An 18,416-nucleotide genomic window follows, 5' to 3' on the forward strand; every position below is an offset into this window, starting at 1 on the left:
TCGTAGCCCTACCCCCAGGCAGCCCGCTCCACTCGGGTGCCACCACGCACGAACGCGCGAGGGCCCGCGGTCCGAAGCGTTTGGTGGCGGACCGGCCGGGTACCCCGCCGCCGTGGACCACGACCCGGACCGGACGCCCGCGAGGCCCGCTGCGCGGCGCGCCGTCGTCACGGGCGGGGCCGGCTTCCTCGGCGGGTGGCTCTGTCGCCGCCTGCTCGGTCGGGGCTGGGAGGTCGTCGCGGTCGACAACCTCCTGACCGGCTCGCGCTCGGTCGTCGAGGAGCTGTCCGCGCACGAGGGGTTCACGTTCCTCGACGCCGACGTCACGCACGTCCTCGACGTACCGGGCGAGGTGGACCTCGTCATGCACCTGGCCTCCCCCGCCTCCCCGGTGCACTACGCCGCGCTGCCCGTCGAGACGATGCTCGTCGGGAGCCAGGGCACCATGCACGCCCTCGACCTGGCGCAGGCCCGCGGGGCGCGTTTCGTCCTCGCGTCGACGTCGGAGGTGTACGGCGACCCACTCGTGCACCCGCAGCCGGAGACGTACTGGGGCAACGTCAACCCCATCGGTCCACGCAGCGTCTACGACGAGTCCAAGCGGTTCGCCGAGGCGCTCACGACGGCCTACCGCACGAGTCGCGGCGTCGACACCGCCATCGCGCGCATCTTCAACACCTACGGGCCGGGGATGCGCACCGACGACGGGCGGATGATCCCCTCGTTCACGACCCAGGCGCTGCGCGGCGAGCCGATCACGGTGGCCGGCGACGGCAGCCAGACGAGGTCGCTGTGCTACGTCACGGACACGACCGACGGCCTGTGCGCGCTCGCCGAGAGCGACCATCCCGGACCGGTCAACCTCGGCGGGCAGGACGAGGTGACGGTCCTCGAGCTCGCCGAGACGGTGCGCCGCTTGACGGGTTCCCGCTCGCGCATCCGGTTCGTGGACCTGCCCGAGGACGACCCTCGGGTGCGACGGCCCGACACCTCACGGGCCGAGCAGCTGCTCGGCTGGCGTCCGACCGTCGGCATCGAGGAGGGCCTGCGCCGCACCATCGACTGGTTCCGGGACCGCCTGCGGGTCGAGACCCACCCGCCGGCTCACCACCTCCGCAGTGTGGCGGCACCCCACGTGGGATCCTGAGCACCGGTGTCCTGCAGGCGATCCCGCACGGCGTCGATGACGTCGGCGACGTCGGTGGCCACCAACGCGGCATCAAGCTCGATCCCGTGAGGGTCTCCTCGGCCACCACGCGCCTCCCGCGTGCCGCCGCGCCACACGACGGTGTGCGGGCCTGCGGCGGGTGGCCCCCACAGGGCCGGCGCCACCGGGCCGAAGACGACGACGGACGGCGTGCGGTGCGCCGAGGCCAGGTGGGCGACGCCGGTGTCGCCGCAGACCACGAGCTCGGCGCCGGCGACGAGTGCCGACAGGGCCGGTAGGTCCGTGCGCCCCGCCAGCACGCAGCTGCCCGGCAGGCCGGCCGCCTCGGCGACCTCACGGGCGAGCGCGACCTCCTCGGCGGAGCCCGTGACGACGACGTCGTGTCCCTCCGTGCGGAGCCAGTCCGCTACGGCCGCAAAGCGTTCCGCGGGCCAGCGGCGAGACGGGTAGGCCGCGCCCGGGTGGACGACGACCACCCCGGGGGCCGGGTTGGCGACGTCCGCCGGCGGCAGGTGCAGCTCGTCCGGGTCGGCCGGCCAGCCCGCGTCGGCGACGAGGCGGCACCACCGGCGGACCTCGTGCTCGTCGTCGACCCAGGCCGGGCCGTCGACCCCCACCTCCGCGCAGGCGTACCCGACGAGCCGGCCCGGCCGCAGGGACGCGAGCGCGAGATGGCTCTGCGGACCCGAGCCGTGGAGGTCGACGGCCACCTCGGGCGCCGGACCCTGCCACGCGAGGGGTCCGAGACCCTCGGTGGGCAGGACCCGGTCGACGAGCCCACCACCGGTGACGAGCGCCCCGATGCCCGCAGGTGCCGCGAGGACGAGCTCGTGGTCGGGCAGCCCCCGCCGCACCGCCCGGAGGGCCGGCACCGCGGTCAGCACGTCGCCGAGACCGAGGGCGCGCAGGACCAGCGCCCGCGGCGTCACGGCCAGGAGCCCTCGACCGACGGCGTGACGACGAGCTCGCGCACCTCGCAGCCACGTGGCTGGCGCAACGCGAACAGCACGGTGGCGGCGACGTCCTCGGGCCGGTTGAGCTTGGCGTCGGGGCCCGGACGGTACTGCTCGGGCCGGCCGTCGAAGAAGGCGGTGTGCATGCCTCCGGGCACCAGCGTCGTGACCCCGATCCGTCCCTGCGTCTCGACCGCGAGGGCGCGGGAGAAGCCGATGACGCCGAACTTGGAGGCGCAGTAGGCGGTCGCGTCGCTGAGCACCCGCAGGCCCAGCGTCGAGGCGACGGTGACGACGCGTCCCCCGCGCTCGAGCAGGGACGGGAGCGCGGCGCGGACGACGGCGGCCGTGCCGATGAGGTTGACGTGGACGACCCGGTCCCAGTCGGCCCCGTCCACCTCGTCGAACCGCCCGCACGCGTCCGTGCCGGCACACGTCACGACCGCATCCACGCCGCCGGCGCGGTCCACGAGCCGGCGCACGGCCGCTTCGGCGGCGCGCGCGTCGGCGAGGTCGACGACCTCGAGGTCCGAGTCGGGGACGCCGACCACGTCGGCGTCGGGGGCACGCCGGTCCAGCACGAGCGGCCTCCCGCCCTCCGCCGCCACGGCGCGGGCGACGGCGGCGCCCAGGCCCGAGGCGGCGCCGGTGACGAGGACGGTCCCGGGTGTCGAGGTCGTCATGTGTCTGTCCCTTCGTCGGTTCCAACGGTCTTTGCGGCCGCGGCGGCGCTCGCTCCCACGGCGTGTTGGGAGCCGGACCGGCCGGCCGCCGCCTCGACGAGGGCCGTCGTCGAACGGCCCTCGACGTACGGCAGGACGACCGCCTGCCCGTCCCACTCCTCGAGGACGGCGAGCTCGGGCACGTCCGCACCCGCGTAGTCGCCGCCCTTGGTCCAGATGTCCGGGCGGAGGCGGCGCAGGACCTCGACCGGGGTGTCCTCGTCGAACAGCACCACCTCGTCGACGAACTCGAGTGCCAGGAGCACCTGCGCCCGGTCGCTCGCGGGCACGATCGGACGACCGGGCCCCTTGAGCCGGCGCACCGACGCGTCCGAGTTGAGGCACACGACGAGCCGGTCGCCGAGGGCCCGGGCCGCGCGCAGCGTCTCGACGTGGCCGGCGTGCAGCAGGTCGAAGCAGCCGCCGGTGGCCACGACCACCGGGCGGCGGGTGGTCGCGGGTCCTCCTCCGGTCTCCGGCACCGACCACCGGGAGCGTCCGGCGTCGGAGTCGAGCGCGGCGGGCCCACCGGCGGCGACGAACTCCGCGGCCCGACGGACGCCGTCGCCCACGGCCTCCGCGATGACCCGGCCCTCCCCCAGCGCCAGCGCAGCCGACACCGCGAGCCGGTCGCCGGCCCCGCACGGGTCGATGCACCGGACGTCGGGGGGCGGCACGAGCACGGGCGTGCCCGCGCCGTAGGTCAGCAGGGCTCCGCGGTCCCCCAGCGTCACGGCGACGGCCCGCGCCCGCCACACGCGGGCCAGGGCCTCGGCACGGCGCCGGATGCTGACGAGCGAGTGCCGGGGCCCCTCGACCTCGAACCCCCGCCGGGCGGCCAGCACGGCCGCCTCGTCCTCGTTGGGGGTGACGAGGCGCGCGCCCCGGACCGGCTCACCGCCGCGCGGGTGGGGGTCCCACGTGACGGGCACGTCCCCTGCGGCCGAACCGAGCGCGTCCCTCAGGCCCTCGGCCTCGACGGTGCCCCGACCGTAGTCCGCGACGAGGACGGCGCCCGCCCCACGGACCGCGTCCAGCGCGCGCGCCGGCGCCGGGCCCACCCCGCCGGGCGGCCCACCGGTGTCGAGGCGCACCAGGGACTGTCCCTCCGCGCGCACGCGTCGCTTGACCGGGGTCGCACCCCGCGCGGGGAGGGCGATGACCTCGACGCCGTGCAGCAGCTCGCGCACGCGGGCCGCGGACGCGTCGTCGCCGAGCGCGCTCACCAGGACGACGTCCGCGCCGTCCGCGCGGGCCAGCGCCGCCGCCATCCCCGCACCCCCGGGCCGCGCCCGTTCGACGAGCTCGTCGAGGACGGGCACCGGGGCGTCCGGACACAGCCGGTCGGCGCGACCGTCGAGGTCGACGTCGAGCAGGGCGTCACCGACGACGACGAGCGGACCCTTCATGCCGGCCTCCGCACGGCAGGCACGTCCTCGGTCGTGCGCGCCGGGTGCACGCCGAGCGCGCGGTCGAGGCCGGCGCAGAGGATGTGCACGGCGACGAGGTGCAGCTCCTGGACGGTGGCGGTGTACTCGGCGTCGACGGCGAGCGCCTCGTGGGCGACCGCGGCGAGGGGGTTGGGCGCCGGACCCGTCAGGGCCCAGACGGTGGCGCCGCACTCGCGGCCACGACGCGCGGCCTCGACGACGTTCGGGCTGCGGCCGCTCGTGGAGAGCAGGACGAGCACGTCACCCTCCCGGGCGTGGGCCTCGACCTGCCGCGCGAACAGCTCCTCGCCCGGGTAGTCGTTGCAGATCGCCGTGAGGCTCGACGTCTCGGCACTCAGGCAGATGGCCGAGAAGGGCCGCCGGTCGAGGCGGTACCTGCCGACGAGCTCGGCGGTGAGGTGCTGCGCCTGGGCGGCGCTGCCGCCGTTGCCGGCGGCGAGCAACCGACCCCCGCGGTCGAGGACCGTCGCGAGCGTGCGTCCCCACCGGTCGGCGAGGTCGACGCACGGCTCGAAGGCGCGGGCCGCGGTGACGAGGGCGTCGAGGTGGGCGTGGTCGCACGGCGTGACGGAGGTCGCCGCGGCGCCCCGACGCGGGTCCGGGGCGCCGGTCACGGCGCCACCGCCCGGGTCGCGGCGGCGACGAGCCGGCCGTAGACCTCCTCCGTGGCCTCGGCCACGCAGGACCAGCGGTAGAGGGCGAGGGCCCGGTCGCGGCCGGCCCGGCCGTACGCCGCCCGGCGCTCGGGGTCCCCGAGCAGGCGGTGGACGGCTGCGGCGACCTCGTCGGGCCGCCGCGGCGGCACGAGCTCGCCGGTCACCCCCGGCAGGACGGTGTCGAGGAGCCCACCGACGGCCGAACCGACGACCGGTCGCCCGCACGCCATGGCCTCGACGGGCACGATGCCGAACGGCTCGTACCATGGCACCGCCACGACGACGTCGGCCTCGTTCATCAGCCGGGGCACCTCGGCGCGGCCGACGCCGCCGAGGAAGCGGACGCGCTCCGCGACACCGACGCGTCCGGCCACCTCGCGCAGGCGGCGCACCTCCGGGTCCGTGTCGAGCCGGGCGGGGTCCGGCCCGCCCGCGACGACGAGGTCCACGCCGGGCAGGGACGCGAGGGCCTCGATGACGTTGCCGACGCCCTTGCGCTCGACGAGGCGGCCGATGGACAGCAGCCGGGGGCCGGCGCCGTCCCCGACCGCGAGCGGCCGGAACAGGTCGGTGTCGACGCCGCACGGGACGACGGTCGCCCGCCGCGCGGGCAGGCCCATGGCGCGTAGCTCGTCCACCTCGTCGGTGCACGTGGCGACGACGTGGTCGACGTCCCGGCACAGCCGCCGCTCCAGGCCCAGGCGCTCGGGTGGGCTGGTGTCACGGACGCCCTGCTGGCGCCGCTTGACCGTGCCGAGCGCGTGGAAGGTCTGCACGACCGGGACCCCGACCCGGCGGGCGGCCCGCGTGCTCGCGACCCCGCTCATCCAGAAGTGGGCGTGCACGATGTCGACGGGCTGCTCGGACCACCGAGCCTCGAGGTAGCGCGCGAACGCCGGCATGTACTGCAGCAGGTCGTCCTTGGGGACGTCCTCGGGAGGTCCGACCGGCACGTGCTCGACGACGTACCCCTCGGCCGTCGTGACGCGGGTCGGCACGTCCGCGGCCGTCCACCGGCTGTAGACCGTGACGTCGTGCCCGCGGGCAGCCAGCTGCCCCGCCAGGGCACCGACGTGCACGTTCTGGCCGCCCGCGTCCGCGCCCCCGAGCACGGCGAGGGGGTTGGCGTGCTCGGACACCATCGCGATCCTCATGTGACACCTCCTGGGACTGGGCGGGCGCAGGCCTCGGGTTGGCGACCCTGCTCGGGCTCGACGGGTTGCGTGCCGGCGCGCGGCAGCAGGGACTCGACGGCCGTCACGACCTCCTCGGCCGTGACGGTGGACAGGCACGGGTGCCCCGGCACGGGGCAGGTCGTGGCGCGGCTGTCGCGGCAGGGGGCATCGCCCCGGCCGAGGGCGACGACCGGCACGCCCCAGGGCCGCCAGCACTCGAACGGCACGGTCGGGGCGAAGAGCGACACGACGGGCGTGCCCACCGCGGCGGCGAGGTGCGCCGGACCGGTGTTGGCGGCCACGACGACGGACGCACCTGCGAGGACCCCGGCCAGGCCCGGCAGCGTGGTGGCGCCACCGAGGTCGAGGACGCGGCCGGCCGGGGCGCCGCCGGACCCGCGGGCCGCCGCGGTCACCGACGCCGTCAGCCTCCGCTCGTCCGGGCCGCCCGTCACGACGACGTGGTGACCGCGCGCCACGAGGGCCGTGGCCAGGGACCTCCAGCCGGGCTCGGGCCAGGCGCGCGCCGGCACCGACGCGCCCGGGTGCAGCGCGACGTAGGGCTGTGGCTGCGAGGACGCCGCGCCGGGCCAGGGCAGCCACCGGCGTGCCTGCGGGCGCACGGCCAGGCGTCCGTCGTCACCGGGGGGCAGCTCGTGCCCGGCAGCCCGGACCAGCGACAGGGCGCGCTCCACCTCGTGCACCCGCGTCGGCACGTGGTGTCGCAGGTCCAGGAGGCTGCCGGGGTAGTCCTCGCTGGCGGCCCCGACCCAGGGGATACCGGCCAGGCGCAGGACGAGTGCCGTCGGCAGGGCCGACTGGTGGAACGACGTGAGCACCAGGGCACGGTCCGGCGCCAGGTCGCGCAGCGTCGAGACGATCCGGCCCACGTCCTCGGCGCCGACCGCCTCGGGGCTCGGGTCGACCCAGGGGCAGCGCCACGTCACGACGGCGTCGACGCCGGGCAGCAGGCGTGCCGCGTCGGCACCCCGGGGCCCGCAGAGCAGGGTCACCCGGTGGCTGCCCGCGGCGACGGCCCGGACGGCGGGCCCCGCGAGGAGCACGTCTCCGGCGCTGTCGAGGCGCACGACGAGAGAGTGGGTCACCAGCGTCCTCCCAGGAGGTCGTCGACGACCGTGCCGAGGTCACGCCCGACCCGCCGGGCGGCGGCCACCTCCTCGGGCCGGGTTGCGCCGTTCGGGACGAGGACGCCGTGGGCCCCGGCCCTCTCGGCGGCTGTGACGTCCGAGCCGATGTCGCCGACGAGGACGGTCCGCGAAGGGTCGACGCCGAGCCGGTCACAGGCCTCGAGGACGAGCTGCGGGCTCGGCTTGCGGCATCCACAGCCCTCCTCCGGAGCGTGCAGGCACTGGCACCACACGTCGAACGGGCCGAGCAGGTCGGACACGCGCCGGTTGACGGCGTCCAGCTGTGCCGGTGAGATCAGACCACGGCCCACGCCCGACTGGTTGGTCACGACGCCGACGCGGATCCCGTTGCCGCGCAGGCGGTCCAGGGACTCCCGTGCGCCCTCGAACGGTCGCACCGCGGCGGGGTCGGCGTTGTAGGGCACGTCGTGGACGATCGTCCCGTCACGGTCGAGCAGGACGAGGTCCGGCGGTCCGGTCCACGGCGTGGCGCGCCGATGACGCAGGTGGCCACGAGCGCTGTGGACGACGGCCGCGAACGGGATGACCGCGCTCGTGGCGAGCATCGCGCCGATCTCAGAGGTGTCCCGTGGACCGGGCAGCACCCGGGCGAGGGTGAGCTGTGCCGTCAGCCCTGCCCAGGCGAGCGCGGCGACCCCCCCGGCGCGTCGGTGCCTCGTCGCCACCGCTCCCGCCGCCACCACGGCGGTGGCGACCGTGACCGCGTGCAGCCGCAGCCGCCCCCGCGGGGCGTGCGCCCGCGCGCGCCAGTCGGACCCGTGCAGCCGGCGCATCAGCGCGTCGTCGGCGTTGCCGGCCTGGCGACGGACGCTGACCCAGGCGTCCGCGGGACGGACCGGGTGCTCGACGCGGCGACGCCCCCACTCGATGCGCCCACCGGCGGCGCTGACGCGCAGTCCGAGGTCGACGTCCTCTCGGTAGGCGCGCGGGAACCGCTCGTCGAAGCCGCCCACCGCGACGAGGGCCGAACGACGGTAGGACAGGTCGGCCGTGATCCAGCGGGCGCCCTCGAGCCCCCCGGTCGACCGCTCCCAGTCGGTGGGGCGACGGTCCACCGGAAGCGGCACGGACAGCCGTCCCTGGCTGCCCACGACCTCGGAGGGCGCGTCGCCCAGGTCGACGAGCAGGTCCGCGTACCAGTCCTGCCCGGGCAGCACGTCGTCGTCGAGGAACGACACCCACCCCGTCCGGGCATGGCGCCAGCCGAGGTTGCGGGCCGCCGCGGGTCCGCGTCCACCACTGCGCAGCACCGTCGTCGCGTAGGGCAGCTCCTCGAGCCACCCGGGCAGGCCGCCGGTGCCCCGGCCGCTGTCGTCGACGACGAGGACGGGGGCCGTGACGTGCGTCGACTGCCCGGCCAGGCGCTCGAGGAGCGTGACGAGGCAGGCGCGGCCGACGGTCGGCACGACGATCGTCGTCGGCGCGACGACGGCGTCGGGGCGCCCGGCCACGGCAGCGGTTGCGGTCACGCCGGCCTCCTGACGACGAACGGTCCGAGGGTGAGCAGGTCGACGGGAGCGGAGCCGAAGCACTCCAGGGCGTCACGAGGGCTGTCGACCATCGGCCGCCCGGCGGTGTTGAGACTCGTGTTGACGACGACGGGCAGGCCGGTGCGCTGCTCGAAGGCCGACAGCATCCGGGCCACGAGCGGCTCCTGGACAGGGTCCACCGTCTGCACCCGGGCGGTCCCGTCGACGTGGACGACGGCCGGGATGCGGTCGCGCCACGGCGGCGCGACGTCGTGGACGAAGAGCATGTACGGCGACGGCACGGGCCCGCGCCCGAAGATCTCGTTCGCCCGTTCGAGCAGGACCATCGGGGCGACGGGCCGGAACTGCTCGCGTCCCTTGACGTCGTTGAGGCGCTCGAGGTTCTCGGCCCGACCGGGGTGGGCGAGCAGCGACCGGTGACCGAGAGCTCGCGGCCCGTACTCGCTGCGGCCCTGGAACCAGGCGACGACGCCGTCGGCGGCGAGGCAGGCGGCCGCCGCCTGCGCCACGTCGCCCGCCCGCTCGTAGGGCAGGCGCGCCGTGCGCAGCACCTGTTCGAGCTCGGCATCGGTCCACTCGCGCCCGAGGTCGGCACCGGGCATCGGCGTGCACCGGTCGCCGCCGTCGGTGGCGACGGTCAGCGCGGCCCCGAGGGCCGTCCCGGCGTCCCCGGCCGCGGGCTGCACCCAGATGTCCTCGTAGGGGCCGTCGGCGTGCAGCCGGGTGTTGGCCACGCAGTTGAGGGCGACACCGCCGGCGAGGGCGAGCCGTCGCGAACCGGTGCGCTCGTGCAGCCAGTGGACGAGCTCGAGCAGCACCTCCTCGAGACGCTGCTGCACGCTGGCGGCCAGGTCCGCGTGGTCCTGCGTCCACGGGTCGTGCGCGGCGCGACGCTTGGCCAGCGCTGCCCACTCGACCGGGTCGGTGCGGAAGCCGCCGTCCGCCGACGCGACCACGGCCCGGCGCAGCTCGTCGGCGAACTGGGGGGTCCCGTAGGACGCCAGGGCCATCACCTTGTACTCGTCACTGCTGCGGAGGAACCCGAGGTGATCGGTGACCTCCTCGTAGAGGAGGCCGAGCGAGTGCGGAAGCCGTTGTGCCGCAAGGGTCTCCAGCACGCCCCCGGTGTAGGATCCGGCGAGGTGGCTGGCGCGTTCGCCGCGCCCGTCGAGCACGAGGACGTCGGTGTCGGGTCCGGGCGAGGCGAGGGCTGCCGACGCCGCATGGGCGACGTGGTGCGGGACGAACCGCACGGACGCGGGGTCGAGGCCGGGCAGAGCCGAGGCGATGAAGCCCGGGGCGTGTCGTGCGTACGTCTGGCGCAGGTGGTCCCACGGGTCGTCGAGGCCCAGCTGGTCGGCGGGCTCGGCCAGCCGAGGGTCGTAGGAGTAGGCCACCGCGTCGAGGTCGGACGCCTCCAGGCCCGCCCGCTCGAGGCACCACCGGGCGGCCAGCTCGGGCAGCTCCCAGGCGGCGAACGGCACGGGGCGGTGCCCGTGCTTGCGGCGCGTGAGCCGCTCCTTCTCGAGGGCCGCGACCGTGACCCCGTCGACGACGAGCGCGGCCGCAGGGTCGTGGAACAGCGCATTGACGCCGAGAACCTTCACGAGTCCTCCGATGCCGTGGGTGCCTGCTGGACGGAGCGGGAACGGGCCCCTCTGCGAGGCGATGCCCACTTCTCCGCCCGTCAAACGGCTCGGCGTCGGAGAAGTGCTCCTCGGCGCGTGAAATGCCCTGTCTGCGTGCCCCGTCCGGGCGGCCGGGCCGGGTCCGGCCGCGGCCGGCCCGTTTGACGAGCCGGTTCCGGGGCATGGGAGGAGCCGTGCGCACCTCCGTCCTCGGAACCGGCTATCTCGGCGCGACGCATGCCGTGGCGCTGGCCCACTGGGGTCATGACGTCGTCGGCGTCGACGTCGACCCCGGCAGGGTGCAGCGCCTCGCCGCCGCCCTGCCACCGTTCCACGAACCGGGGTTCGCCGACCTCCTCGAGCGGGGGGTGGCTTCGGGGCGCCTCGTCTTCACCACCGACCCCGGCGCGGCCGCCGACGCCGACGTCCACTTCCTCTGCGTCGGCACGCCCCAGGTCGACGGCGGACGCGGCGCCGACCTGGGCGCCGTCTGGTCGGCGGTCGACGCGATCGCGCCGCGCCTGCGCCCCGGTGCACTCGTCGTGGGGCGCTCGACGGTACCCGTCGGGACGGCGGCGCAGGTGCAGGACCGCCTCGACGCCGCACACGGTGGCCGGCGGGTGGAGGTGGCGTGGAACCCCGAGTTCCTCCGCGAGGCGCACGCCGTCGAGGACTCGCTCCGTCCGGACCGGCTCGTCCTCGGCGTCAGCTCGGACGTGGCCGAGGGGCGTCTCCGGGAGGTCTACGCCGCCCTCGTCGAGGCCGGTGTGCCGGTCGTGCGCACCGACCCCCGCACCGCCGAGCTCGCCAAGGCCTCGGCCAACGTCGTCCTCGCGAGCCGCATCTCGGTCGTCAACGTCCTGGCCGAGGTCTGCGAGGCCGCCGGCGCCGACATCGAGCGTCTCACCGAGGTGCTCGGGCTCGACCCGCGGATCGGCCCGCACTACCTGTCCCCCGGCCTCGGCTTCGGCGGCGGTTGCCTGCCCAAGGACCTGCGCGCCTTCGCGACGCGGGCCGCCGAGCTCGGCGTCGACGCCGCGGCTTCGCTGCTCGCCGCGGTCGACGACGTCAACACCCACCAGCGCACGCGCACCGTCGAGCTGGCGGCGGCGCTGCTGGGCGGCAGCCCCCGGGGACGACGCATCGCGGTGCTCGGGGCCGCCTTCAAGGCCGGTTCGGACGACGTGCGCGACTCGCCGGCGCTCGCCGTCGCGTCGACCCTGGCGGCCCTGGGCGCCCACGTCCGCGTGCATGACCCCGAGGCCGGCCACCACCTGGCCCACCGTCCGGACCTCGAGCTCGCAGACGGTGTCGAGTCCGCTTGTGCCGCAGCCGAGCTCACCATGGTCCTCACCGACTGGCCCACGTTCGCCCGCATCGACCCGGGCGCGCTCGCCGGCGTCGTGCGGCGCCGCACCGTCCTCGACGCACGCCTCGTCCTCGACCCCGACACGTGGCGTCGGGCCGGCTGGGACCTCCACGCCCTCGGGCGCACGCGCCGCCCGCCTGAGACGGACCTCGACACCGACCTCGGCCCGGCGTCCGAGGCCGGACGCCGGGCCGGGTGACCGGCGTGCGCGTCCTCCTCTGGCACGTCCACGGCTCGTGGACCACCGGCTTCGTCCAGGGCCCGCACGAGTACCTCCTCCCGGTGCTGCCGGGTCGGGGGCCGGACGGCGTCGGGCGGGCCACGTCGTGGGACTGGCCGGACTCGGTCCGGGAGCTGTCGCCCGACCAGCTGCGCGTGGAGCCGTTCGACGTCGTCGTCCTCCAGCGCCCGCACGAGGGCGAGCTGGTGCACGAGTGGACGGGTCGCCGGCCCGGGCTCGACGTGCCCGCGGTCTACCTCGAGCACAACGTGCCGGGTGGACGGGTCCCGTTCGACCGGCACCCGATGGCCGACCAGACCCGCGTCCTCGTCGTCCACGTGACGGCCTTCAACGCCCTCATGTGGGACACCGGGTCGGCGCCCACCACCGTCGTCGACCACGGGGTCGTCGACCCGGGCCACCGGTACACGGGTGAGCTGGAGCGGGCCGCCGTCGTCGTCAACGAGCCGCTGCGGCGAGGGCGGGCGGTGGGTACCGACCTCGTCCTCCACCTGGCGGAGGCCGTCCCGGTCGACGTCTTCGGCATCGACGCCCACGCCCTGCGCTCGCTGCCGGCGGTGCCCCGCGGCCTGCGCACGGTGGAGGGTCTGGACCAGGAGCGCCTGCACCGGCAGATGGCTCGGCGCCGGGTCTACCTGCACCCGAACCGCTGGACGTCGCTCGGGCTCTCGCTCGTCGAGGCGATGCTGCTCGGCCTGCCCGTCGTCGCCGTCGCCAGCACCGAGGTGCCCCTGGCCGTACCGCCCGAGGCCGGTGTCGTCTCGACCCGACCGGACCGGCTCGCCGACGCCGTCCGGGAGCTCTGCGCGGACGGTGACCGTGCCCGCGCCGCCGGCGAGGCCGCCCGCGCGCACGCGCTGCGCCGGTTCGGTCTGCAGCGGTTCCTCGACGACTGGGACGCGGTGCTCGAGCGCGCCGTCGCCGAGCACGCGCCGGCGCCCAAGGTGGCCGGGGCGTGAGCGGGGCGCCCGACCGCGCGGAGCGCGTGACCGTCGTCGTCATGACGCGCGACCGCTGGCCCGACCTCGAGCGCTCGCTTCCACGGCACCCCCGCCCGGTGGTCCTGGTGGACAACGCGTCCCGCGACGGGACCCCAGCGCGGGTGTCCGCCACCTTCCCGGACGTCGAGGTCGTCCCGCTGCGTCGCAACGTCGGGGCTGCGGCCCGCAACGTGGGCGTCCGCCGGGCCGGTACCCCCTACGTGGCCTTCGCCGACGACGACTCGTGGTGGGAGGCGGGTGCCCTCGACCGCGCCGCCGACCTGCTCGATGCCCATCCGCGGCTCGGTCTCGTGGCCGGGAGCGTCCTCGTCGGTGAGGAGGGCACCCTTGACGGGGTCTGCCTCGAGATGGCCCGCTCACCGCTCGGGACCCGGCCCGGTGAGCCGGGACCGCGCGTCCTCGGGTTCATCGCCTGCGGCGCGGTCGTGCGCCGGTCGGCGTTCCTCGAGGCGGGGGGCTTCGACCCGGTCGTCTTCTTCCCCGGCGAGGAGGAGCGCCTCGCCCTCGACCTCGCGGCCCGCGGCTGGGCGCTGTGCTACGTGCCCGAGGTCGTCGCACGGCACGTGCCCTCGAGGTCACGCGAGCACAGCGAGGCGCGTCGGGTCCTCATCGCCCGCAACCGGCTCCTCACGGCAGTGCTGCGGCGCCCGACGCGCGCGGTGCTGGTCACGGCCTGCCACCTGGCCGCGGACCCGGCAGGCCGGCGCGGGATCCTGGCGGCGGTGCCACGGCTCGTCGCGGCGGTCCGGGCCCGCCGGGTCGTGCCCGCCCCCGTCGAGGCCGAGCGCCGGCTCCTCGACGCCCCGTGACCGCGAGGCCTCATCGGCGCGGTCACCGATGCCGATGGTGTCGCGCCGGGTTTGAATGGGCCGGCCGTGGGCACGGGATCGCCACAGCCCGGGCACCGGGCGGAGAGGAGCACCCATGTCCACCCGACCGGATCGACCCACGACCGACCGTGCACCGACGCGCCGCAGGACGGCCGTACAGGGCGCGGCGCTCGTCGTCGGGCTCGTCTTCCTCCTCGTCGGCATCGCCGGCTTCGTGCCGGGCGTGACGTCCGACTACTCCGACCTCGGCGTGGCCGGCCACCACTCCGGCGCGATGCTGCTCGGGCTCTTCCAGGTCTCGGTGCTGCACAACGTCGTGCACCTGCTCTACGGGGCCGCCGGTCTGCTCGCGGCCCGGACGTGGGGAGCCTCGAGGGCCTTCCTCGTCGGCGGCGGCGTCGTCTACCTCGTCCTGTGGCTCTACGGGCTGCTCGTGGACAAGACGTCCGCCGCCAACTTCGTGCCGGTCAACCGTGCCGACGACTGGCTGCACCTGGTGCTCGGCCTCGGCATGGTCCTGCTCGGCATCGTCCTCGGCCGGCACCGCGAAGCCCAGGGGCCCGCCGGTCACGACGCCGCGTTCGGCGACTGGCGTCGCGACAGCGCGTCCTCCTGAACCGCAGCGGCTCGGTCCGCGCGCCGCAGGACACCGTTGGCCCTGACCGCCTCGACCGACAGCGTCCGGTAGCCGAAGCGCTCGAACAGCACGGTCACCCGGTCCTCCTCCACGTCCATGACGGTCCCGGGGCCCCACTCGTCGTGCTCGACCGCTGCGCCGAGCCGGAAGCCACCACGTCGGGCCGGACGGGTGCGCGCGGTCCCCGCCTCGCACGTGTCGCAGTTGCCGCACGGCTCGGCGAGGCGCTCCCCGAAGTAGCCGAGCAGCAGCTGCCGCCGGCACCCGGTGGACTCGGCGTAGGTGCGCACCATCTCGACGCGGGACCGGATCAGCTGCTGGTGCTCCTCGGAGCGCTCCACGGCGGCGGCCACGGCGTCCTCAGGGGTGACGCCGTCCCTGAGCCCGACGCGTCCGCGGCGCACCAGGCGGACAGCACCGACCTGTTCGAGGAGGTTGAGCACCCTCGTGCGCCGCGCGCGGGAGAGCCGGAGCTCGGCGTCGAGGGCCGTCGCACGGACCGGTCCGGAGGCCGCGTGCAGTGCGGCCGTCACGGCATGGAGGTCCTCCTCGGGTGCGCTCACGGCGGTGAGGAAGGTCTGCAGGCGCAGGTCCTCGGGCCGGTGCACGAGGAGCGCCTCGGCAGGGTCACCGTCCCGGCCGGCGCGCCCGACCTGCTGGTAGTAGGAGTCGAGCGACTCGGGCGCGGCGGCGTGCACGACGAACCGGATGTCCGGCTTGTCGATGCCCATGCCGAACGCCGAGGTGGCGACGACGACGTGCAGGCCCCCGTCACGGAAGGCCCGGTGCACCTCGTCACGCCGGGCCCCGCGCACCCCGGCGTGGTAGGCCGCGCACCGGACCCCCGACCCCGCGAGCGCCGCGGCCACCTCGTCGGCCGCCCGGCGGCTCGCGGTGTAGACGAGACCGGCAGCGCTGTCGCCGTGCAGCTCCGCGGCGCGCTCGAGGACGGTCCGACGCTGGTCCTGTGCGTCGGTGGCCCGTCGCACCTCGAGGTGGATGTTCGGGCGGTCGAAGCTCGTCACGACCGATGCAGGCTCGCGCAGGCCCAGTCGGGCCACGATGTCGTCGCGCACGGGAGGTGCGGCGGTGGCCGTCAACGCTGCGACGGGTGGGTGGCCGAGGCGCTCGACGACCTGCCGCAGCCTGAGGTAGTCGGGCCGGAAGTCATGGCCCCACGAGGAGACGCAGTGCGCCTCGTCGATGACGAGCAGTCCCACCCCGGCGTCCGCCAGCCGCCGCAGCGCGTCCTCGTTCGCCAGCTGCTCCGGCGACGTGAAGACGTACCTGGCCTCGCCCCGACGGACCAGCTCCCAGGCCTCCTTCCGTTGCCTCGTCGTCTGCTGCGAGTTGACGAGGACGCCGGTCGGCGCGCGCGCCTGCCGCAGCCCGTCGAGCTGGTCGCGCTGCAGGGCGAGCAACGGCGAGACGACGAGCGTGGGGCCGGGCACGAGCAGCGCGGGAACCTGGTAGATGGCCGACTTGCCCGCACCGGTCGGCAGCACCGCCAGCACGTCCCGGCCCTCGAGCAGATGCTCCATCGCCGCGAGCTGGTACGGGTGCAACGGGTGCCACCCGAAGGTGGTACGCGCCACCTCCTCGAGTCTCGCCGTCTGCTGCGTGGACACGAGCCTCACCTACCCCGGGCGAACCCGCGTGCACCGCCCGCAGACCTCGACCCGTCCCCGGTGAGCCCGGTCAGGGGTGGGTAGGGGCCGGAGGCAGCGCACCGACGACGGGAGGAGGCCGACATGCGACGGGTGGCGACGGCCCAGGGCATGTTCAACGTGGCGGGCGGGCTGTGGCCGCTGGTCAGCGTCCGCAGCTTCGAGGCCGTCTACGGCCGGAAGACGGACCGCTGGCTGCAGCTCACCGTCGCAGGGCTGCTGACGACCGTGGGCGCCGCCCAGCTGCTGTGCCGCGACGAGTCGCGCCTGCCGGTCGCGCGCGCCCTGGGCGTCGGCACGGCGGCGACGCTGCTGGCCGTCGACGCCGTCAACGTGCCGCGCGGTCGCATCAGCCGCATGTACCTGCAGGACGCGGCGTGCGAGGCTGCGTTCCTGGCCGCCTGGGCGTGGGTGTCCCGTCCCGGGACGGCATCGTCGTCGGACACCACCGACGAGGTCGTGCCGTGCGCCGCGGCGGACCCGGCCGGGGCCCCGTCGCCCGCGGGGCCCCTCAACCCGGCCTGACGACTCGGTCGCGCGACGCACCGCGCGAGCGGGTAGGAGCCGGATGTCCTCGATCGAAGGAGCCACCACCATGAGCGGAACGCTGACCCGCATCGCCGTCGTGACCGGAGCCGACTCCGGCATCGGGCGCGCCACCGCCCTGCTGCTCGCCGACGAGGGGTTCGACGTCGGCATCACCATGCACGAGGACTCCGAGGGCGCAGAACGAACGGCCGACGACATCCGGCAACGCGGGCAACGTTGTGCCGTCGAGAGGTTCGACGCCTCATCGCCCGACGCCGGGTCCGTCGTCGACCGGCTCGCCGACGCGCTGGGCGGCATCGGCGTGCTCGTCAACGTGGCCGGCACCGGCCACTCGACCCCCGCCCTCGACCTCGACCTCGAGACGTGGAACGGCGTCGTGGGCACGGACCTCACCGGGCCGTTCCTCTGCTCGAGGCAGGCCGCTCGTCGCATGGTCGCGGCGGGACAGGGGGGACGCATCGTCAACGTCACGAGCGTCCACGAGCACGTGCCACGCGTCGGCTCCGCCGCCTACTGCGCGGCGAAGGCCGGTCTGGGGATGCTGACGAAGGTCCTCGCCCTCGAGCTGGCCGAGCACGGCATCACGGTCAACGCCGTCGCGCCCGGCGAGATCGCCACCGAGATGACCGGGCAGGACGAGCAGGCCGCGTACCGGACCGACCGACCCGGCAACCCGCTCGGGCGACCGGGCCACGTCAATGAGGTGGCCTCCGTGATCGCCTTCCTCGCCTCGCCGCGAGCCTCGTACGTCACCGGGTCGTCGTACGCCGTCGACGGTGGCCTGATGCTCATGAGCGCCCACGGCCACGACGACGCCGGCCCCTCGTGGCGCCGGCCGTGACCGGACCCCGGGAGACCGCACGGAGAGCGGCCCCCGTGGTCCGGGTGGTCGCCGCCGGGGCGAGGGAGTGACGGCGTGCCGATCTGGGTCCAGGCCGGTCTCTGGGGGCTGCTCGCGGGTGCGGCGCTCGTCGTCGGTGCGGCGGTGGCGTGGCGGGTCTCCGTGCCACGCCGCGTCGTCGCGGGCGTCATGGCGTTCGGCGCCGGCGTCCTCATCTCGGCCCTCGCCTTCGACCTCATCGACGAGGCGGAGTCGACCGGAGGCCTGCTGCCCACGCTCGTCGGTGCGCTGGGCGGCTCGCTCGTCTACGTGGCCGCCAACATCGCGCTCGCGCGCCGGGGTGCCCGGCACCGCAAGCGTTCCGGGGACCAACAGCCCTCGGAGTCCGAGCAGCAGGGCAGCGGTGCGGCCATCGCGGTCGGGGCCCTGCTCGACGGCGTCCCCGAGTCGGTGGTCCTCGGCCTGTCCCTGCTGTCCGGCAACGGCGTCGGCGTCGCCGTGCTCGCCGCGATCTTCATCTCCAACGTGCCCGAGGGACTGTCGAGCGCGGCGGGCATGAAGCGTGCCGGACGGCCCGCCGCGTACGTCTTCGGCGTGTGGGTCGGGATAGCGGTGGTCAGCGGGCTCGCCGGCCTGCTCGGCTGCCTGCTGCTGCAGGGTGCCTCCCCGGAGGTGGTCGCCGTCATCACCGCCACCGCAGCGGGCGCGATCCTCGCCATGATCGCCGACACGATGATCCCCGAGGCCTTCGAGCAGACCCACCTCTACGCAGGGCTGCTCGCGACGCTCGGCTTCCTCACCGCGTTCACCATCTCGCGCGCGGGCGGGTGAGGCGTCCTGCGCCGTCGACGCCGCGCCCGCTCGCCGGT

General features: G+C 75.7%; 17 protein-coding genes. 8 read left to right on the forward strand and 9 right to left on the reverse strand.

Going from position 1 to position 18,416, the window contains the following annotated elements; all coding sequences use genetic code 11:
* The first annotated feature begins 112 nt into the window (after positions 1-112).
* Positions 113-1,147 carry a UDP-glucuronic acid decarboxylase family protein gene (locus tag ACR9ZK_RS00245; RefSeq protein WP_481338788.1) on the forward strand — a complete coding sequence of 345 codons (1,035 nt, stop codon included), beginning with the start codon at positions 113-115 and terminating at the stop codon, positions 1,145-1,147.
* On the opposite strand, the gene ACR9ZK_RS00250 is transcribed toward ACR9ZK_RS00245, so the two are convergent.
* Genes ACR9ZK_RS00250 through ACR9ZK_RS00285 form a run of 8 tightly spaced genes read right to left on the reverse strand, consistent with a single transcriptional unit; the run spans position 1,105 to position 10,391 of the window.
* Complete coding sequence (locus tag ACR9ZK_RS00250) at positions 1,105-2,097, reverse strand: glycosyltransferase family 9 protein (protein WP_481338790.1); 993 nt, start codon at positions 2,095-2,097, stop codon at positions 1,105-1,107. The genes ACR9ZK_RS00245 and ACR9ZK_RS00250 overlap by 43 nt on opposite strands.
* On the reverse strand, positions 2,094-2,804 hold the full coding sequence (locus ACR9ZK_RS00255) for an SDR family oxidoreductase (RefSeq protein WP_481338792.1): 711 nt from the start codon (positions 2,802-2,804) through the stop codon (positions 2,094-2,096). Before ACR9ZK_RS00255 ends, ACR9ZK_RS00250 begins: the two co-directional genes overlap by 4 nt.
* Positions 2,801-4,252 (reverse strand): PfkB family carbohydrate kinase, encoded by a 1,452-nt coding sequence (locus ACR9ZK_RS00260; RefSeq protein ID WP_481338794.1) that lies wholly within the window; start codon positions 4,250-4,252, stop codon positions 2,801-2,803. The genes ACR9ZK_RS00255 and ACR9ZK_RS00260 overlap by 4 nt, the downstream gene beginning before the upstream one ends.
* Entirely contained in the window at positions 4,249-4,908 is a 660-nt protein-coding gene (locus tag ACR9ZK_RS00265) for a D-sedoheptulose-7-phosphate isomerase (RefSeq protein WP_481338796.1), read from the reverse strand. The genes ACR9ZK_RS00260 and ACR9ZK_RS00265 overlap by 4 nt, the downstream gene beginning before the upstream one ends.
* Positions 4,905-6,104 (reverse strand): glycosyltransferase, encoded by a 1,200-nt coding sequence (locus tag ACR9ZK_RS00270; RefSeq protein WP_481338798.1) that lies wholly within the window; start codon positions 6,102-6,104, stop codon positions 4,905-4,907. Before ACR9ZK_RS00270 ends, ACR9ZK_RS00265 begins: the two co-directional genes overlap by 4 nt.
* Entirely contained in the window at positions 6,101-7,231 is a 1,131-nt protein-coding gene (locus ACR9ZK_RS00275) for a glycosyltransferase family 9 protein (protein ID WP_481338800.1), read from the reverse strand. Before ACR9ZK_RS00275 ends, ACR9ZK_RS00270 begins: the two co-directional genes overlap by 4 nt.
* Entirely contained in the window at positions 7,228-8,763 is a 1,536-nt protein-coding gene (locus ACR9ZK_RS00280) for an HAD-IIIA family hydrolase (RefSeq protein ID WP_481338802.1), read from the reverse strand. The genes ACR9ZK_RS00275 and ACR9ZK_RS00280 overlap by 4 nt, the downstream gene beginning before the upstream one ends.
* Positions 8,760-10,391 (reverse strand): carbamoyltransferase family protein, encoded by a 1,632-nt coding sequence (locus ACR9ZK_RS00285; protein ID WP_481338804.1) that lies wholly within the window; start codon positions 10,389-10,391, stop codon positions 8,760-8,762. The genes ACR9ZK_RS00280 and ACR9ZK_RS00285 overlap by 4 nt, the downstream gene beginning before the upstream one ends.
* Before the next feature lie 215 nt (positions 10,392-10,606).
* Here ACR9ZK_RS00285 and ACR9ZK_RS00290 point away from each other — a divergent pair, with 215 nt between their 5' ends.
* The 4 genes from ACR9ZK_RS00290 (at position 10,607) to ACR9ZK_RS00305 (ending at position 14,469) form a co-directional block, all read left to right on the forward strand.
* Positions 10,607-11,980, forward strand: coding sequence for a UDP-glucose dehydrogenase family protein (locus ACR9ZK_RS00290; RefSeq protein WP_481338806.1), 1,374 nt, complete (start codon positions 10,607-10,609; stop codon positions 11,978-11,980).
* Between the two features lie 5 nt (positions 11,981-11,985).
* A complete protein-coding gene (locus ACR9ZK_RS00295) occupies positions 11,986-12,981 on the forward strand; it encodes a glycosyltransferase (RefSeq protein WP_481338808.1) in 996 nt (331 codons plus the stop codon).
* The gene (locus ACR9ZK_RS00300; protein ID WP_481338812.1) at positions 12,978-13,832 is read left to right on the forward strand and encodes a glycosyltransferase family 2 protein; all 855 of its coding nucleotides are present in this window, start codon (positions 12,978-12,980) and stop codon (positions 13,830-13,832) included. Before ACR9ZK_RS00295 ends, ACR9ZK_RS00300 begins: the two co-directional genes overlap by 4 nt.
* 115 nt (positions 13,833-13,947) lie before the next feature.
* Positions 13,948-14,469 carry a DUF4383 domain-containing protein gene (locus ACR9ZK_RS00305; protein ID WP_481338814.1) on the forward strand — a complete coding sequence of 174 codons (522 nt, stop codon included), beginning with the start codon at positions 13,948-13,950 and terminating at the stop codon, positions 14,467-14,469.
* Here ACR9ZK_RS00305 and ACR9ZK_RS00310 read toward each other — a convergent pair.
* On the reverse strand, positions 14,421-16,118 hold the full coding sequence (locus ACR9ZK_RS00310; RefSeq protein ID WP_481338816.1) for a RecQ family ATP-dependent DNA helicase: 1,698 nt from the start codon (positions 16,116-16,118) through the stop codon (positions 14,421-14,423). The two genes, ACR9ZK_RS00305 and ACR9ZK_RS00310, sit on opposite strands and share 49 nt — an antisense overlap.
* A 123-nt stretch (positions 16,119-16,241) precedes the next feature.
* Here ACR9ZK_RS00310 and ACR9ZK_RS00315 point away from each other — a divergent pair, with 123 nt between their 5' ends.
* From ACR9ZK_RS00315 to ACR9ZK_RS00325, 3 genes are all read left to right on the forward strand, one after another.
* Complete coding sequence (locus ACR9ZK_RS00315) at positions 16,242-16,682, forward strand: hypothetical protein (RefSeq protein ID WP_481338818.1); 441 nt, start codon at positions 16,242-16,244, stop codon at positions 16,680-16,682.
* A 70-nt stretch (positions 16,683-16,752) separates the two neighbouring features.
* Positions 16,753-17,547, forward strand: coding sequence for an SDR family oxidoreductase (locus ACR9ZK_RS00320; protein ID WP_481338820.1), 795 nt, complete (start codon positions 16,753-16,755; stop codon positions 17,545-17,547).
* A 75-nt stretch (positions 17,548-17,622) separates the two neighbouring features.
* Positions 17,623-18,378: a ZIP family metal transporter gene (locus ACR9ZK_RS00325; RefSeq protein ID WP_481338822.1), complete on the forward strand. Its 756-nt coding sequence runs from the start codon at positions 17,623-17,625 to the stop codon at positions 18,376-18,378.
* Positions 18,379-18,416: the final 38 nt, after the last annotated feature.

Source organism: Monashia sp. HAY1-5C, assembly GCF_056755255.1.

What these genes read in the sequence shown, in the direction of transcription:
- ACR9ZK_RS00255 (WP_481338792.1), bottom strand. Translation starts at nt 2,804, where the DNA reads ATGACGACCTCGACACCCGGGACCGTCCTCGTCACCGGCGCCGCCTCG.
- ACR9ZK_RS00260 (WP_481338794.1), bottom strand. Translation starts at nt 4,252, where the DNA reads ATGAAGGGTCCGCTCGTCGTCGTCGGTGACGCCCTGCTCGACGTCGAC.
- ACR9ZK_RS00270 (WP_481338798.1), bottom strand. Translation starts at nt 6,104, where the DNA reads ATGAGGATCGCGATGGTGTCCGAGCACGCCAACCCCCTCGCCGTGCTC.
- ACR9ZK_RS00305 (WP_481338814.1), top strand. Translation starts at nt 13,948, where the DNA reads ATGTCCACCCGACCGGATCGACCCACGACCGACCGTGCACCGACGCGC.
- ACR9ZK_RS00315 (WP_481338818.1), top strand. Translation starts at nt 16,242, where the DNA reads ATGCGACGGGTGGCGACGGCCCAGGGCATGTTCAACGTGGCGGGCGGG.
- ACR9ZK_RS00320 (WP_481338820.1), top strand. Translation starts at nt 16,753, where the DNA reads ATGAGCGGAACGCTGACCCGCATCGCCGTCGTGACCGGAGCCGACTCC.